Source organism: Serratia bockelmannii, assembly GCF_051803255.1.
In the GTDB taxonomy this organism is placed as follows: Bacteria; Pseudomonadota; Gammaproteobacteria; order Enterobacterales; family Enterobacteriaceae; genus Serratia; species Serratia bockelmannii.
In genome coordinates this window covers 1512385-1528710 of sequence record NZ_CP196512.1, presented here as the reverse complement: position 1 = coordinate 1528710, position 16326 = coordinate 1512385, and the positions used below count along the sequence as shown (strand labels likewise).

The 16326-nt window shown below is 61.4% G+C and carries 19 protein-coding genes; 13 read left to right on the top strand and 6 right to left on the bottom strand.

Annotated features, from left to right (window positions below):
- Together ACSJLU_RS07390 and ACSJLU_RS07385 are read right to left on the bottom strand one after the other, a co-directional pair.
- Positions 1–1419 carry a heavy metal sensor histidine kinase gene (locus tag ACSJLU_RS07390; RefSeq protein WP_197835299.1) on the bottom strand — a complete coding sequence of 473 codons (1419 nt, stop codon included), beginning with the start codon at positions 1417–1419 and terminating at the stop codon, positions 1–3.
- Positions 1416–2087 carry a heavy metal response regulator transcription factor gene (locus ACSJLU_RS07385; protein ID WP_021504273.1) on the bottom strand — a complete coding sequence of 224 codons (672 nt, stop codon included), beginning with the start codon at positions 2085–2087 and terminating at the stop codon, positions 1416–1418. Before ACSJLU_RS07385 ends, ACSJLU_RS07390 begins: the two co-directional genes overlap by 4 nt.
- 140 nt (positions 2088–2227) lie before the next feature.
- Here ACSJLU_RS07385 and ACSJLU_RS07380 point away from each other — a divergent pair, with 140 nt between their 5' ends.
- From ACSJLU_RS07380 to ACSJLU_RS07365, 4 genes are all read left to right on the top strand, one after another.
- A complete protein-coding gene (locus ACSJLU_RS07380) occupies positions 2228–2854 on the top strand; it encodes a hypothetical protein (protein ID WP_025302101.1) in 627 nt (208 codons plus the stop codon).
- 13 nt (positions 2855–2867) lie between these two features.
- Positions 2868–3473 (top strand): cytochrome b/b6 domain-containing protein, encoded by a 606-nt coding sequence (locus ACSJLU_RS07375; RefSeq protein WP_049203409.1) that lies wholly within the window; start codon positions 2868–2870, stop codon positions 3471–3473.
- Entirely contained in the window at positions 3466–4233 is a 768-nt protein-coding gene (locus tag ACSJLU_RS07370; RefSeq protein ID WP_025302099.1) for a molybdopterin-dependent oxidoreductase, read from the top strand. The genes ACSJLU_RS07375 and ACSJLU_RS07370 overlap by 8 nt, the downstream gene beginning before the upstream one ends.
- A gap of 179 nt (positions 4234–4412) precedes the next feature.
- Positions 4413–4607: a hypothetical protein gene (locus ACSJLU_RS07365; protein ID WP_154219752.1), complete on the top strand. Its 195-nt coding sequence runs from the start codon at positions 4413–4415 to the stop codon at positions 4605–4607.
- 13 nt (positions 4608–4620) lie between these two features.
- Here ACSJLU_RS07365 and ygbI read toward each other — a convergent pair whose 3' ends face one another.
- A complete protein-coding gene (gene ygbI / locus ACSJLU_RS07360) occupies positions 4621–5391 on the bottom strand; it encodes a DNA-binding transcriptional repressor YgbI (RefSeq protein WP_127146405.1) in 771 nt (256 codons plus the stop codon).
- A 283-nt stretch (positions 5392–5674) separates the two neighbouring features.
- Between ygbI and ltnD the strand changes: the two genes are divergently transcribed.
- The 6 genes from ltnD (at position 5675) to ACSJLU_RS07330 (ending at position 11326) form a co-directional block, all read left to right on the top strand.
- A complete protein-coding gene (gene ltnD, locus ACSJLU_RS07355; protein ID WP_049203403.1) occupies positions 5675–6589 on the top strand; it encodes an L-threonate dehydrogenase in 915 nt (304 codons plus the stop codon).
- Positions 6589–7848 carry a 3-oxo-tetronate kinase gene (gene otnK / locus ACSJLU_RS07350; protein WP_127146406.1) on the top strand — a complete coding sequence of 420 codons (1260 nt, stop codon included), beginning with the start codon at positions 6589–6591 and terminating at the stop codon, positions 7846–7848. Before ltnD ends, otnK begins: the two co-directional genes overlap by 1 nt.
- Positions 7845–8477 carry a 3-oxo-tetronate 4-phosphate decarboxylase gene (gene otnC, locus ACSJLU_RS07345; RefSeq protein ID WP_373276029.1) on the top strand — a complete coding sequence of 211 codons (633 nt, stop codon included), beginning with the start codon at positions 7845–7847 and terminating at the stop codon, positions 8475–8477. The genes otnK and otnC overlap by 4 nt, the downstream gene beginning before the upstream one ends.
- 3 nt (positions 8478–8480) lie before the next feature.
- Positions 8481–9257: a 2-oxo-tetronate isomerase gene (gene otnI / locus ACSJLU_RS07340; RefSeq protein ID WP_025302094.1), complete on the top strand. Its 777-nt coding sequence runs from the start codon at positions 8481–8483 to the stop codon at positions 9255–9257.
- A gap of 104 nt (positions 9258–9361) precedes the next feature.
- Positions 9362–10732: a GntP family transporter gene (locus tag ACSJLU_RS07335; RefSeq protein WP_048795956.1), complete on the top strand. Its 1371-nt coding sequence runs from the start codon at positions 9362–9364 to the stop codon at positions 10730–10732.
- A 63-nt stretch (positions 10733–10795) separates the two neighbouring features.
- Entirely contained in the window at positions 10796–11326 is a 531-nt protein-coding gene (locus ACSJLU_RS07330) for a GNAT family N-acetyltransferase (protein ID WP_025302092.1), read from the top strand.
- Positions 11327–11330: 4 nt separating this feature from the next.
- On the opposite strand, the gene ACSJLU_RS07325 is transcribed toward ACSJLU_RS07330, so the two are convergent.
- Positions 11331–12203, bottom strand: a complete 873-nt coding sequence (locus ACSJLU_RS07325; protein ID WP_127146407.1) for a LysR family transcriptional regulator — start codon at positions 12201–12203, stop codon at positions 11331–11333.
- Between the two features lie 91 nt (positions 12204–12294).
- Here ACSJLU_RS07325 and ACSJLU_RS07320 point away from each other — a divergent pair, with 91 nt between their 5' ends.
- Positions 12295–13278: a nitrilase family protein gene (locus ACSJLU_RS07320; protein ID WP_025302090.1), complete on the top strand. Its 984-nt coding sequence runs from the start codon at positions 12295–12297 to the stop codon at positions 13276–13278.
- Between the two features lie 86 nt (positions 13279–13364).
- Here the strand turns inward: ACSJLU_RS07320 and ompX are convergent, their stop codons facing one another.
- Positions 13365–13883, bottom strand: coding sequence for an outer membrane protein OmpX (gene ompX, locus ACSJLU_RS07315; RefSeq protein WP_019454480.1), 519 nt, complete (start codon positions 13881–13883; stop codon positions 13365–13367).
- Between the two features lie 400 nt (positions 13884–14283).
- On the opposite strand from ompX, the gene rhtA reads away from it, so the two are divergent.
- Both rhtA and nanQ read left to right on the top strand, forming a co-directional pair.
- Positions 14284–15171: a threonine/homoserine exporter RhtA gene (gene rhtA / locus ACSJLU_RS07310; RefSeq protein ID WP_025302089.1), complete on the top strand. Its 888-nt coding sequence runs from the start codon at positions 14284–14286 to the stop codon at positions 15169–15171.
- A gap of 132 nt (positions 15172–15303) precedes the next feature.
- Entirely contained in the window at positions 15304–15771 is a 468-nt protein-coding gene (gene nanQ, locus ACSJLU_RS07305; RefSeq protein WP_060432710.1) for an N-acetylneuraminate anomerase, read from the top strand.
- Here the strand turns inward: nanQ and ACSJLU_RS07300 are convergent.
- Entirely contained in the window at positions 15753–16304 is a 552-nt protein-coding gene (locus ACSJLU_RS07300; RefSeq protein WP_025302087.1) for an AAA family ATPase, read from the bottom strand. The genes nanQ and ACSJLU_RS07300 overlap by 19 nt on opposite strands.
- Positions 16305–16326: the final 22 nt, after the last annotated feature.

Here is a 16326-nt window from a genome sequence, read left to right as displayed (position 1 = left end):
TTATTGTGCGATCGGGAACCGCAGGCTGAAGAGGATGCTGGCGACAGGCGCGCGCCCGATACATTCGGCGCGCACCTCACCGCCGTGCAGCGTCATGATGGCGCGCACGATAGACAGCCCCAGCCCACTGGCATGATTGCCGGCGCTGCGTGCGGGATCGGCGCGATAGAAACGATCGAACAATTTTTCCAACTGTGCCGGCGCGATCGGCTGCCCCTGATTGATGACCTGCACCCACCAGGCATCGGCGCGCCGTTCAGCCCGCAGGACGATCAGGCTGTTTTCGTCGGCATAACGTACCGCGTTGGCCACCAGGTTGCTCAGCGCCCGCTGGAACAACATCGCGTCCGCCTCCAGCGCGCCTTCCCCTTCGCAGCTCAACGCAATGCCGCGCTCTTCCGCCAGCCCTTCGAAATAATCCGCCACCCGCCGCAGCTCCAGCGCCACATCCAGGCGGCTGTAATTCAGCGCAGACTGCGCCTCGCCGGCGCGCGCCAGAAACAGAATGTTTTCCACCATGCGGGAAATGCGCTCCAGCTCATCCATATTGTTCGACAGCAGGGTTTCGTACTCTTCCACGCTGCGGGGCTGGTAAAGCGCCACCTGGCACTGGCCCATCAACGCCCCTACCGGCGTGCGGATCTCATGGGCCAGATCGGCGGAAAACTGCGTCAGCCGCTGATAGCCTTCATTCAACCGATCGAGCATCGCATTGAACGAACGGGTCAGCTGCTGCAACTCCTTCGGCGCCCCCTGCTCGCTGAGGCGTGTCGACAGCGTATTGGGCGCAATCTGCGACGCCTGCGCCGCCATGCGCCATAACGGCTTCAATCCCCGCCGCATGACCCCATAGCCCAGCAGCGCAATCAGCAGGAAAGCCACCGCGACCGCCGCGACGATGCGCCACAGGTAACGCGCCAGCATCTTCTGCTCGTTGGCCATCACATGCGCGGCGGAGATCTGCAACAGGCTGCCGTCTTCCAGACGCACCATCGCCGAAGCGGCGCGCAGCGGCACCCCCTGCGCCGTTTCTCCGCCGCGTATGGCGGCCAACGTCTGCGCCTGTTCAGGCGGCGTCGGCGCGATCGGCGGCAGGGCCACCCTGGCGGAGTTCACGTTGATGAGCGGTTTTTGCCCCGGGATTTGGAAAATCAGCACGTCCTGTTCATTGCCCAGCATGTTTTCAAACAGGCCGTTATTGGCAGTCAGGCGCGCCAAAGGAAAGCGCTGCCCCAGTAAATGGCGGAAATACTCTACGCGCCCGGTCACCTGCAGATCGCTGCGCAGCGTCATTTCCTGGCGCATGGCGCTAAACAGATACCCGCCTGTCCCGCTCACCACCAACGCGGCCACCAGCGCGAACAGCGTAGCGGTGCGCAGCGTCAGCGACACCGGCCGACGTGACGTGCGCCCGCTCACGAGCGTGGCTCGCAGACATAGCCGATGCCGCGCACGCTGTGGATCAGCTTGACGTCGAACGGCCGGTCGATTTTGGCGCGCAGGCGTTTGATCGCCACGTCAACCACATTGGTGTCGCTGTCAAAATTCATGTCCCACACCTGAGAGGCGATCTGCGTACGCGACAGCACTTCGCCCTCGCGCCGCACCAGCAGGTGCAGCAGCATGAATTCCTTGTTGGTCAACGGGATCACCTGATCCTGGCGCACCGCCCGGCGGCGCAGCACGTCCAGCTGCAGATCGGCGATAGCGTAATGATCGGCTTCGCGCGCCGGCCCGCGGCGCAGCAAGGTGCGTAAACGCAGCACCAGCTCGGTAAAGGAAAACGGCTTGATAAGATAGTCGTCCGCGCCCAGCTCCAGGCCGTGGATGCGATCCTGCACGCCATCACGGGCGGTGAGAAACAGGATCGGCACGTCGCTTTTCTTGCGCAATACCTCGATGATCTGCCAACCGTCCAGCCCCGGCAGCATCACATCGAGCACGATCGCATCGTAGTCCTGCTCCAACGCGCGAAACAGCCCGTCGGTGCCGGTGCGCGCCAAATCGACGCCGTAGCCCGCTTCCCCCAGCCCTTTCTTCAGGTAATCCCCTGTGCCGATATCGTCTTCAACTACCAGTATTCGCATGCTCACCACCTCGTTACGTCTGCAAAAATACTAGCAGCTTCGGCGGACAAACTTGATGACATTAATGTCATCAAACGGCCATGGCGCTGACCCAGTAGGTCAACCATGCTTAACCGGCAAACTCATTTCAGGAGAACGTTATGATTACCCGTCATCGTATAGCCGGTTTACTGTTGTCCACGTTACTGCTTTCCAGCGGATTGGCCGCCGCCGCCCAACCGCCGGGCAAGGTGATTGCGCCGCTGCGCGGCACCATCACGCAGGTTGCCGACGGCAATCTGCAGCTGACCGACCGCAAGGGCGAGACACTCAGCGTCAAGCTGAACGATCAGACCAAAGTGCTCAGCGTTTCCAAAGCCACGCTGGACGATATCAAACCGGACAGCTTTATCGGCACCGCCGCCGTGCCGCAGCCGGACGGCACGCTCAAAGCGCTGGAAGTGCACGTGTTCGCCGCCAGCCTGCGCGGCACCGGCGAAGGGCACTCGGCCTGGGAATCCGCCGACGGCAAAGTGGACACCATGACCAACGGCACCGTCGGTAAACTGGTGAAATCCAACGGCCGCACCCTGACCGTCACCTACGGCAACCAGCAGAAAACCGTCGTCGTGCCGGAAGACGTGCCGATCGTGACGCTGGATCCGGGCGATCTGAGCCTGCTGAAACCGGGCGTGCACATCGTGCTGTTCTCCGCCGCCGACGATAAGGGCGAACGCATCGCCACCCGCATTTCCGCCGGCAAAGACGGCACTGTGCCGCCGATGTAACCGGAGGAAAGCCATGAAGACCAACGCGTCGCCGCCGGTGCATCGCTGGCCGGTTCGAATCACTCATTGGATCAACCTGTTCGCCATGGTGTGCATGTTCATGAGCGGTTGGGAAATCTACAACGCCTCGCCGCTGTTCGATTTCCGCTTTCCGCCGCAGATGACGCTGGGCGGTTGGCTGGGCGGCGCGATTGGTTGGCATTTGGCGGTGATGTGGCTATTGGCGCTCAACGCCGTCTGCTATCTGTTGTGGAGCCTGTTCAGCGGTCATTTTCGCCGCGATCTGTTGCCGCTTCGCCTCGGCGCGCTGCGGCAGGATATCTGGCTGGCGTTGACGCTGCGCCTGCGCCACCGGCATGGCCGCTATAACGCCATTCAGAAACTGATGTACCTCGGCGTACTGGCGCTGGGACTATTACTGGTGCTGTCCGGCCTGGCGATTTGGAAGCCGGTTCAGCTGCAGGGATTGGTCGCCCTGTTTGGCGGCTTCGATTTCGCGCGCTACGTGCATTTCTTCGCCATGGCCGGCATTGGCCTGTTTGTGGCGATCCACGTCTTTATGGTGGCTGTCGTGCCCAAAACCCTGTGGGCGATGATAACGGGTGGCAAACATGAATGAGAAAAAACCGCGGGCAACCGCGCCAAAACTGGAACCGGACCAAAAAAAGCAGCTGGTCAATCTGCAGCGCCGCCTGATGTTGCGCTCCGGGTTGACACTGGGCGGCATCGCCATGCTCACCGGTTGCAACCTGCAAGACGGCGATCGGGTGGATAAGGTGCTGTGGGCCATGTCACGCTGGAACGACCGGGTGCAGGCCTGGCTGTTCAGCGGCCAGCGGCTGGCGCAAACTTACCGGCCGGACCAGATCACCCACCCTTTCCCCTTCAACGCGTTTTACCCGGAATACAACGTCCCCGAGATCGATCTCGCCGGCTACCGGCTTGAAGTCGCGGGGAAGGTGGAGAAAAAAGCCCCCTGGACGCTGGAACAGCTGCAGCGGCTGCCGCAGCAAAGCCAGATCACGCGTCTGATCTGCATTGAGGGCTGGAGCGCCATTGGTCAATGGGGAGGCGTGCCGCTGCGCACCTTTCTGCAGCACGTCGGCGCGGATCTGAATGCCGGTTACGTCGGCTTCAAATGCGCCGATCGTTACTACGCCAGCCTCGACATGGCCACCGCGCTGCACCCGCAGACCATCTTGGCGCTGGATTTCGGCGGCAAGGCGCTGCCGGCTGACTATGGCTACCCGTTGCGGCTGCGCGTGCCGACCAAACTGGGGTTCAAAAACGCCAAACATATCGCCGCGATCTTCGTCAGCGACGTCAATCCAGGCGGGTATTGGGAAGATCAGGGCTACAACTGGTTCAGCGGCATTTAGTTTTGCGCGGCGCTGCGCACAACCCTCATCGGCGGCTGGAGGATCTTCTCCGCTGCGATTATTGGTTTTCAGCGTACCGCTCAGGCCAGCATTAGCCAGAATTTACGACTCGCTCTTGAAAAAACACGCGCATCGCGTACATTATTTGTACAACCAAGCGCTTATTGAGGACGGATTATATGTCATCGAAATCCCGCCTGTTAACGGCAGAATCCCACCCAATCCCTATGAGCATGAAGGAACGGCACCAAAAAGAGATGCAAGCCTTCCACGAAGAATGGGCTGAACAAAGGCGCCGCGAATGGCGTGAACGCGGCGGCGTTGAAGCCAGTGAACCACCCGCACGTAGCATCGATACCGAACTTTCATCCTGATTCCGGTTCGTCCTTACTCTTCTTCTCCCGCCGTCAGCAATGCAATCCCCGCTTGCTCAATGGCCTCCCGCGCGGCGGCGGGCAACCCCTCGTCGGTAATGACAGCGTCAAAGGCAGCAATCGGCAGCGCCAGGTAGGTCGCGACCTTGCCGTATTTGGACGTATCGCTGAGCAGAATGCGGCGGCGGCTGGCCTCGACGATGGCCTTCTTCACCATCACCTTGTCTTCGTTCGGCGTCGACAGGCCGCGCATGCTCCACGAAGAGGCGGAGATAAACGCCAGATCGATAAACAGACCGCGCAGCGCCTGCGCCGCCGCTTCGCCAACGCAGGAACGGTTTTCCCGGCACACGGTGCCGCCGGTGTGGATGATTCGGCACTGGCTATGCTCTATCAGGAACCCGGCGATGACAAAGTCGTTGGTCACCACCGTCAAATCTTCACGTTCACCGATCTGTTTCGCCAGCGCCAGCGTGGTGGTACCGGCATCCAGATAAATACAGCTGTTGGCGGGAATTTGCCGCGCCGCCAGCCGGCCAATGGCGATTTTCTTCCGGCTGAACATCCCTTCTTTGGCCTGGTGCGAAGGTTCGCTTGCCACCCGCTCAGGCGCCTGCACGCCGCCCGAGACCGACTGCACCGCGCCCTGTTCCTCCAGCTTTTGCAAATCGCGGCGGATCGTCATGTGCGACACCCCCAGCCGTTCGGTCAGCTCGGCAATGCTGACGACGCCGCGTTCGGATACCAGCGCAAGAATTTGTTGGTGGCGTTCTACAGGTATCACGGTTCCCTCTCGTTGCTGCGGTGATAATAATTGTGATTTTACGTCAATTTTCGTTCGCCGATAGCCCTAATTTTTCGCGGCGTGACGGCGAGCGCAGTTAGGTCAGGTAAACATAATCTTATTTAAAAACATAATAGTAATGTTGATACGGACCAGAAATCACCCGAAAAATTCGTTTCACACATTGTTAATTATTGTGATATCGATCGCGGATAAACGGCCACTAAGCGCTTACATTTAACACAACAAAACAAATTATCACTAAAATTAACAGGAGTGCAGTATGACACACCCAGGGAATTATGCCGTTTGCGTCATCGGGCTGGGGGCGATGGGCATGGGCGCGGCGCGCTCGTGCCTCCGCGCCGGATTGACCACCTACGGGGCGGACCTGAATCCGCAGGCGCTGGCGGCGCTGCAACAGGCCGGCGCGAAGCAAACGTCCCCCAGCGCGTGCGACTTCGCCGCCGAGTTGGACGCCGTGCTGCTGCTGGTGGTGAACGCCGCCCAGGTGAAGCAGATCCTGTTCGGCGAACAAGGCCTGGCGCCAAAGCTCAAGCCAGGCACCGCGGTGATGGTCTGTTCGACCATTTCCGCCGATGACGCCAAACAGATCGAGCAACGGCTGCTGGACTACGGGCTGCCGATGCTGGATGCGCCGGTTTCCGGCGGAGCGGCCAAGGCAGAGGAAGGCCAGATGACGGTGATGGCCGCCGGCGCAGACGCCACCTTCGAGCGCCTGCAACCTGTGCTGGACGCCATCGCCGGCAAGGTTTACCGCATCGGCGAAACGATCGGCCTGGGCGCGACGGTAAAAATCATCCACCAGTTGTTGGCTGGCGTACACATCGCCGCCGGCGCGGAAGCCATGGCGCTGGCCGCCCGCGCCGGCATCCCGCTGGACGTGATGTACGACGTGGTCACCCACGCCGCCGGCAACTCCTGGATGTTCGAAAATCGCATGCGCCACGTGGTCGACGGCGACTATACGCCCAAATCGGCGGTGGATATCTTCGTCAAGGATCTGGGGCTGGTGGCGGATACCGCCAAGGCACTGCATTTCCCGCTGCCGCTGGCCTCCACCGCCTTCACCATGTTTACCGCCGCCAGCAACGCCGGCTACGGTAAAGAAGACGACAGTGCGGTAATCAAAATCTTTGCCGGCATCGATTTGCCTCAAAAAAAGGAGGCGCTCTGATGCTGCTTGGCGTAATCGCGGATGACTTTACCGGCGCGACCGACATCGCCAGTTTTCTGGTGCAAAATGGCCTGCCGACTGTGCAGCTGAATGGCGTGCCGCAAGACGAAGCGCAAATAAACGCACAGGCGGCGGTCATTAGCCTGAAATCGCGTTCCTGCCCGGCAGAGCAGGCGGTCGAACAGTCGTTGCAGGCGCTGGCCTGGCTGCAAGAACAGGGCTGCCGTCAGTTCTACTTCAAGTACTGCTCCACCTTCGACAGCACTGCACAGGGCAATATCGGCCCGGTGACCGATGCTCTGCTCGCCGCGCTGGGAGAAAATTTCACGGTTGTCTCACCGGCGTTGCCGGTAAACGGCCGCACGGTCTATCAGGGCCACCTGTTTGTCGGGGAACAGCTGTTGTCTGAATCCGGCATGCGTCATCACCCTGTCACACCAATGACCGACAGCAACCTGCTTCGCCTGATGGAATCCCAGGCCACCGGACGCTGTGGGTTGGTGACGGCGGCAGAAATGGATCGCGGCGCCGAGGCGGTCAGCGAGAAGCTGCAGCAATTGGCGCAGGACGGCGTGCGCTACGCAGTGCTGGATACGCTCAACGAACGGCATCTGCTCACCCAGGGTGAAGCGTTGAAAACGATGAAGCTGGTGACCGGCGGTTCGGGCCTGGCGATCGGCCTGGCGCGTCAATGGGCGCAGAATGGCGAACGTTCGGCAGAGGCGGCCGGTGCGCCGCAGGGGGAAAAAGCGGCGGTGCTGTCGGGCTCGTGTTCTGTGATGACCAACCGGCAGGTGGCGCACTACCGTGAACGCGCGGCGGCGCAGGCCATCGATATCGGCCGCTGTCTCGATCCGCAGGCGCGAGCGGCCTACGCCGCCGAGTTGGCGCATTGGGCGCAGCGCCATACCGGGGAAGCGCTTGCCCCGCTGATCTACGCCACTGCATCGCCGGAGTCGCTGCAGCAAACGCAACAACGGCATGGCGCCGCCGCCAGCGAAGCGGTAGAAGCCTTGTTCGCCGAACTGGTGGTGCAACTGCATCAGTTGGGGTTCAGCCGCTTTATCGTCGCCGGCGGCGAAACCTCCGGCGTGGTCACGCAGGCGCTGGGCATTCGCGGCTTCCATATCGGCCCCAGCATTTCCCCCGGCGTTCCCTGGGTGCGCGCCAGCGATCGGGCCATTTCCCTGGCGTTGAAATCAGGCAATTTTGGCGATGAAGCCTTCTTCTCACGCGCGCAAACGGAGTTCCCGGTATGAGCATGACGATTGAACAGCAGGCGCGTGAAGAGATGGTGCGCCTGGGCGCCTCGTTTTTCCAACGCGGCTACGCCACCGGCTCCGCCGGCAACCTCTCGCTGTTGCTGCCGGACGGCGCGCTGCTGGCGACGCCGACCGGCTCCTGTCTCGGCGAGCTGCAGGCCGATCGCTTGTCTAAAGTGAGCCTGAACGGCGACTGGCTCTCCGGCGACAAACCGTCGAAAGAGATCAGCTTTCATCGGGCGCTCTATCTGAACAACCCGGAATGCAAAGCGGTCGTGCACTTGCATTGCACCTACCTCACGGCGCTCTCTTGCCTGCAGGGGCTGGACGCCGACAACGCCATCAAACCGTTCACCCCCTATGTGGTGATGCGCGTCGGCAAGGTGCCGGTGGTGCCTTACTACCGGCCCGGCGACGAAAGGCTGGCACAGGATCTGGCCCGCCTGGCGCCGACCCACCGTGCCTTTTTGCTGGCCAACCACGGGCCGGTGGTGACCGGTAAAGACCTGCGAGCGGCGGCGGACAATGCCGAAGAGATGGAAGATGCGGCGCGACTGATCTTCACCCTCGGCGATCGTCCGATCCGCTATTTGACCGATGATGAAATTGCCGAATTACGGAGCTGAACCATGCCTAAATTTGCCGCCAATTTGTCGATGATGTTTACTGAGGTGCCATTCCTCGATCGCTTCGCCGCCGCTGCCGCACAGGGCTTCAACGCGGTGGAATTCCTGTTCCCTTACGAGCATCCCGCGGAGCTGTTGGCCGAGAAGCTGCGCGAACACGGCCTGCAACAAGTGCTGTTCAACACCGCGCCCGGTGATGCCGCCACCGGTGAGTGGGGGCTGGCGGCGCTGCCGGGCCGCGAGCGGGATGCGCGCGCCGATATCGATCGCGCGCTGGCCTACGCCATCGCCCTTTCCTGCCCCTGCGTGCACCTGATGGCCGGCGTAGTGCCCGCGGGCGCTGATCGACAGCGTTATCTCGACACCTTTATCGCCAATGCGCGCTATGCCGCCGACGCCTTCGCCCCGCACGGCGTCAAGGTGCTGATCGAAGCGCTCAGCCCGCCGGTCAAGCCCGACTACCTGTTCGCCAGTCAACATCAGGCGGCGGAAGCGGTGGCGGCGATCGAAAGACCGAACGTGTTCATTCAGTTCGACTTTTTCCACGCGCAGTTGGTGGACGGCAATATCAGCGGGCTGCTGGAGACGCTGGCCGGGCGCTACGCGCATATCCAGATAGCCTCGGTGCCGGATCGCCATGAGCCTGACGAGGGCGAACTGAATTACCCGTGGCTGTTCGACAAGCTGGATGCGCTCGGCTATCAGGGCTGGATCGGTTGCGAATACCGCCCGCGCGGCGACACCGCCGCCGGGCTCGGCTGGCTGAAGCCTTACCGCTAAAGCCGCACGCCGACACCAGGAAATCGATTTTATAACAATGAAACGCACCCGTATCGCCACGCGGCGATCGCGGTGCCAACGCTTACCCAACGAAAGGCTTTTTCATGTCTACCTCTCTGCTGTTGCTGATTGCCGTACTCGGCGTGGTGCTGCTGTTATTGATGGTGATTAAGGCGAAGGTGCAGCCCTTTGTCGCGCTGTTGGTGGTCAGTCTGCTGGTGGCGTTGGCCAGCGGCATTCCGACCGGTGAAGTGATGAAAGTAATGACCGCCGGGATGGGCGGCGTGCTCGGCTCGGTGACCATCATCATCGGTCTGGGGGCGATGCTCGGGCGCATGATCGAACACTCAGGCGGCGCCGAGTCGCTGGCGCAGCGCTTCAGCCAGGGGCTGGGGCCGAAACATACCGTCGCCGCGCTGACCCTCGCTGCATTTATCCTCGGCATTCCAGTGTTCTTCGACGTCGGCTTTATCATTCTGGCGCCGATTATTTACGGCTTCGCCAAGGTCGCCAAAGTGTCACCGCTGAAGTTCGGCCTGCCGATGGCCGGCGTGATGTTGACGGTACACGTCGCGCTACCGCCACACCCCGGCCCGGTCGCCGCCGCCGGCTTGCTCAACGCCGACATCGGTTGGCTGACCATCATCGGCCTCGCGATCTGTATCCCGGTCGGCGTGATCGGCTATTTCGCCGCCAACTACCTCAACCGCAAAACCTATCCATTATCGATAGAGGTGCTGGAACAGCTGCAGCTGGCGGCGCCGGAGCCGCGTCCGGAAGGGCAAGCGCCCCTCAGCGATCGCATCAACCCGCCTGGCGCCGGCCTGGTGGCGGCGCTGATCGTCATCCCGATCGCCATCATCATGCTCGGCACCGTCTCCGCCACGCTGTTGCCGGCTGGTTCGGCGCTGCGCGATGCGCTGTCTCTGCTGGGCTCGCCGGCGGTGGCGCTGATGATAGCCCTGCTGCTGGCCTTCTATTTCCTGGCGCTGCGCCGCGGCTGGAGCCTGCAACACGCCAGCGACGTGATGGGCGCCGCGCTGCCGACCGCCGCGGTGGTGATCCTGGTGACTGGCGCGGGCGGCGTGTTCGGCAAGGTGCTGGTGGAATCCGGCGTCGGCAAGGCGCTGGCCGAAGTACTGACGGCCATCGGCCTGCCGCTGGTACCCGCCGCCTTTATCATTTCGCTGGCGCTGCGCGCTTCACAGGGTTCCGCCACCGTGGCGATCCTGACCACCGGTGGCCTGTTGTCGGAAGCGGTCAGCGGGCTGAATCAGCTGCAGCTGGTGCTGGTGACGTTGGCGACCTGTTTTGGCGGGCTGGGGCTTTCCCACGTCAACGACTCCGGTTTTTGGATCGTCACGCGCTATTTGGGGCTGTCGGTGGCCGATGGCCTGAAGACCTGGACGGTGCTGACCACCCTGCTCGGTCTGAGCGGCTTTCTGTTCACCTGGCTATTGTGGCTGGCGGTGTGATTTCTCTGGCATACTGAACGCCGTTGTTTTTCATCGCCTTTCACCCTGTGCAGGAGCAGCAACATGACCGTAATCAACACCGCGCCAACGCTTGTCACCGAACGCCTGCGGCTGGACGCACACACGCTGGACGACTTCGACTCGCTGGCCGCTCTGTGGGCCGATCCGCTGGTGGTACGCTATATCGGCGGCACCCCGCGCGACCGAGAAGACTCCTGGGGGCGCCTGATGCGCTACGTCGGCCACTGGGCGCTGTTGGGGTACGGGTATTGGGCGGTGCGTGACAAACAGAGCGGCGAGTATCTCGGCAGCATCGGCTTCTCCGACTTCCTGCGCGACATCACCCCAGCGCTCGATGCGCCGGAGATGGGCTGGACGCTGGTGAGTTCGGCGCACGGCAAAGGCTATGCCACCGAGGCGCTGCGGGCGGCGCTGGCCTGGGGGAAAACGCACCTGCCGGGGGAAAAAACCGTCTGCATCATCTCGCCTGAAAACCAGGCTTCGCTGGCGTTGGCGAAAAAGGTCGGCTTCAGCGAAAGCCACCGCAGCGAGTATCACCAGAGCCCGATCGTGGTGATGCATTGCCCGCTTTGAATGCCTAAGCGCGTTGCACCGCCAACGCCGTCTGAATGAAGTTGTCCCGCAGCGCGTCGGTGCGCTGCGGATCCCAGGCGATACCGACCTGCCACTCCGTCTCCTCGCCGCTCAGCGGTAAAATGTCGATGCCGGCCGGCGCGATATGCGTGATGCTGTGCGGCAGCAGCGCGACACCGACGCCGGCGGCGACCAGCGCCAACAACGTTTGGATATCACCGGCCTGCTGCACCACGTTCGGCGTCAACCGGTGAGCGGCGATAAACCGCAGCGACTGATCGCTCAGCCCGCGCCCGCGTTTCGGCGTCAACTGCAACAGCGGCAGCAGATTGAAACGCGCCATCAGGTCGTCGGCACGTAGCGCCAGCGCACCCGGCGCAGCCAGCACCAACCGATCGCTCAACAACGCGACGCCGCACAGCGGCGTATTGACCGGCAAGCGCACGAACCCCGCCTGCAACTCTCCCTGCAGCAACAGCTGATACTGGCGTTCGGACGGCAAGTCTTCCAGGCCGATCGCTACCTCGGGGAACCGTTGGCGAAAGGCGGCCACCAGCTGCGGTGCCAGATGAAAACTGGAAAGGCCAAATCCCAGCGACAGCCGCCCCGCTTCCCCGAGCGCCACCCGCCGAGCGCGCTGCTGAAACTGCTGGTACTGCGCCACCAGCACCTGCGCCTCCGGGTAGAGCCGCTGCCCGCCGGCGGTGAGCACCGCCCCCTGTCGGCCACGCTCGAACAATCGAACGCCGAGCTGGGTTTCCAGCGCCTGAATTTGCTTGCTCAGCGCCGGTTGGCTGATGCATAGCCGGCTCGCCGCCTGACGATAGTTGCCCTGCTCGGCCAGCGCCACCAGGGCGCGCAGTTGTTTTATATCCATTCCATTAAGTTATCAAATAGGGAATTTAATTGATTATACAGTAATCAATTCGCCTGCTGTAATCAACGCAGACCCTAACCGGAGAGACACCATGACCATCTCATTACGCGCCGCCACGGTGCAATTCCAGCATCGCGCCAACGATAAAAATTACAACCTGTCGACCATGGAGCGCTTTATCGCTCAGGCGGCCGAGCAGCAGGTACAGCTGCTGGCCTTCCCGGAAATGTGCGTCACCGGCTATTGGCACGTGCGCCATCTGTCCGACGCCGAAGTGCGGGCGCTGGCGGAGCCGATCGTGAGCAGCCCCTCGCTGGCGCGCATTCGCCCGCTGGCTGAGCGTTACAACATGGCGATTGGCGTCGGGCTGATCGAGCTGGGCGATGATGGCCGGTGTTACAACGCCTATGCCGTTTGTCTGCCGGACGGCGAACTGCATGTGCACCGCAAACTGCACGCCTTCGAGCACCCGGCTATCGCCAGCGGCGACCGCTATACGGTGTTCGATACCCCCTGGGGCGTACGCGTGGGCGTATTGATCTGTTGGGACAACAATCTGGTGGAGAATGTGCGCGCAACGGCGCTGCTGGGCGCGGACGTGCTGATCGCCCCGCACCAGACCGGCGGCACCCATTCGCGCAGCCCGCACGGCATGAAGCCGATCCCGCAGGCGCTGTGGCAGCGGCGGGTGGAAGATCCGCAGGCGATAGAAGCCGCCTTTCGCGGCGAACACGGCCGCGGCTGGCTAATGCGCTGGCTGCCATCGCGCGCTCACGACAACGGGCTGTTCTTGCTGTTCAGCAACGGCGTGGGCCGAGATGACGATGAAATACGCACCGGCAACGCGATGATCCTCGATCCTTACGGCCGCATCGTAGCGGAGACCTGGGCGGCGGAAGACCGGCTGGTCAGCGCCGATCTCGATCTGACGCTGATCCCGCTCAGCACCGGCCGCCGCTGGATTTACGGACGCCGCCCCGAGCTGTACGGGTTGTTGACCGAACCGCAAGGCTATGAACGCGATGCCCGCAGCGCGCGCTTTTCGACACAGCCGACGGGGCGCGGCAGCCGATAACAGATAAAAAAAATCCGCCCGGAGGCGGATTTTTTATCGGTGCGACAAAAGCTGCCGCAGGTTCATGCCCTCAGGCACGAACACACTTAGAAGCGGTAGCCTACGCCAACGTTCCAGGTGCCAACGTCAACGCTACGAATGCGGTTCTGCTCGTAACCGACATCCAGGGCAACGTTCTCGATTGGGTTGAACTGCAGACCGGCACCGTAGGTGAAGCCGTAGTCAGCGGTATCGTGACGAGAAGTACCGTTCTGAGCGTTGGTAGTGAATTTACCGTAACCCAGACCAACCAGACCGTAGATGCTCGCCCAGTCATTGATGCGGTATGCTGGACCGGCAGAGATAGAGTTGTACTGAGCTTTGTTGTAGAAACCGTCCTGAGAACCGTCCTTTTCCAGGTGGGTAAAGGAACCGATTACGCCCAGTGGGTTGTTGTCGAACTCGTAACGGTATTTCAGGTTGAAACCGTCGGCCTTGTTAGCAACGCCTTGGAAATCACCCTGCGCATAGCCAGCGGATACGGTGCTCTGACCAGCGAATGCGGTACCTGCGCTAACTGCTAATACGCAAGCTGCTACTGCGGAAAGACATGCAATTTTTTTCATAACCACCTCAAACGCGTTTTATTATTAAGTACATCCATTTGTTCATGCTTTGAAAATATAACAAAAATTAGCGTGAAACTCTGCCTTGAAATGAGTGTCTAATGCTTTATATCGTGTAACAGAAGATTTCAAGAACAGTGTATCTGCTTCTTTTCGCTCTATTTTCGGCCATATTCTACGGCTTTCTGTGACAAAAATCACCAATTTAATATCCAGATAATTCTTAAGAAAAAGCGCACTTTTTGACCAAATTCACCCCATCTCATCCGAGGATCGGTGGATTTCACCGCGATGCGCGCTTTTCTCAGACAGATTTTCGCCATTTCATTTACACTGCTCGCATCCCCGTTTCGACCGTTTTCTCAAGGCTGAGGAACGGCGCATAAAAGGCCCGTTAAGGATGTCGTTATCTACTTCCGGCAGAGCGCCCTCCGCGCTGCTGCCTATCTGTCTGTTAATCATCGCCATGGTGTCTATCCAGAGCGGTGCCTCGTTGGCCAAAAGCCTGTTCCCGATCGTGGGTGCGGAAGGCATTACGACGCTGCGTCTTTTCATCGGCACCCTGATTCTGTTCATTATCTTCCGCCCATGGCGTATGCGCATCGCCGCCGGTAGCCGCTTGCCGCTACTGATTTACGGCCTGTCGCTCGGCGCGATGAACTACCTGTTCTACCTGTCGCTGCGCACCGTGCCGCTCGGCATCGCCGTGGCGCTGGAGTTTACTGGCCCGCTCGCGGTGGCCATGTTCTCCTCGCGGCGGCCGATCGACTTCCTCTGGGTGGCATTGGCGATCGCCGGATTATGGTTCCTGCTGCCGCTCGGCCACGGCGTGGGCGGGATAGACCCCTTCGGTGCCGCCTGCGCGCTCGGCGCCGGCGCCTGCTGGGCGGTCTATATCATCTTCGGCCAGAAGGCCGGCGGCGATCACGGCCCCGGCACGGTGGCGCTCGGCTCGCTGATCGCCGCGTTGGTGTTCTGCCCGATCGGCGCCTGGCAAACCGGCAGCGTGCTGTTCAACGTTGAGATTCTGCCGATAGCCCTGGCGGTAGCCATCCTCTCCACCGCGCTGCCTTATTCGCTGGAGATCATCGCGCTGCCCAAAATTCCGGCGCGCACCTTCGGCACCTTGATGAGCCTGGAACCGGCGATGGCGGCGTTATCCGGCATGCTGTTCCTCGGCGAACACCTGAGCGGCGTGCAATGGCTGGCGCTGGCGGCGATCATCGCCGCCTCCATGGGCTCCGCCCTCACCATTCGCCCCAAACCTCGCCTCGAAAGCCTTTCCTGATCGCCCGACCCGCCTGCAGACCGCAACGTCGGAATGCAGGCGGGTTAACTGTTTTCCTCGTGACAAGTCGGCATACTTCCCCTTAGCCTGTATCGCAGGCTCTTTGGACTTTCGCTCACATGGAGAATAACAGTGATTCACAACAGCCTGTTCAACCCACGCTTCGGCCGCGGACTCGCGCCGGCGCTGGTTTCAACCCTGACCGAGTTGCGCCGATGCGACCTGCCCGAGCTGGCGCTGGGGCATCACCCGATAGACGGCGACAACATCTTTATGGACGTGATGACGCTGACCACCGCGCCGGCGGCGGAAAAGCGCGCCGAAATGCATCAGGAATACATCGCGCTGCATCTGCTGATCAGCGGTGAAGAGCGAATCGAATACGGCCTGGCGGGCAACGGGCATCGTGAACACCCCCACGCGGAAAATAGCGATCTGCTGCTGCTGGACATTAAACGCCACCCGCAAACGCTGCACATGACGCACGGTATGTTCGCGATCTTTTTCCAGATGGAACCGCACAAGACCGGCTGCCTGTGGCAGCGCCCGCAGCACATTAAGAAAGCGGTGGTGAGGATCCATCACCGCCTGCTGCTGTGACCCTGCGGCAGCGCCCGTAGAAAATCGGCGGCCTGGCGGGGAGAGCGCAAGCGCTTGAAATGGCGCCCTACATCGGTACGGGCCATCTCCGCCAGGTATTTTCGCCGGTTCTTCGAGTAAGTGCGGATCGTCCAGAGCACGATCGACTCACGGCTGAAGAAAGAACGGCGGAAACTTTCACGATTGCCGGTGCCCGGCCACAGCTCACGTTTGCTGGCCGCGCGTCGGCACGCCCGGCGCACGGCCTGCCACAGCGTGCGGCAGAAGCCGTAGTCCAACCACAGGATATAATCGACTTCGCGCCACTTAATCGGTTGCGTGCGGCTGTAGTTGCCGTCCAGCACCCAGCCTCCTCCCGCTTCGGCCAGCGTCTGCTCTAACCGCGCCAGGAACGCGTCATCGGGCGTACCCTGCCACTCGGGCCGCCAATACAGGCTGTCCATCTCGATATAGGGAACGTCAAGCCGTTCCGCCAATTGACGCGCCAGGGTGCTTTTACCGCTGCCGCTGGTGCCGACGACGTTAATTTTCATCACTCGCCAATAAAAACTGGGA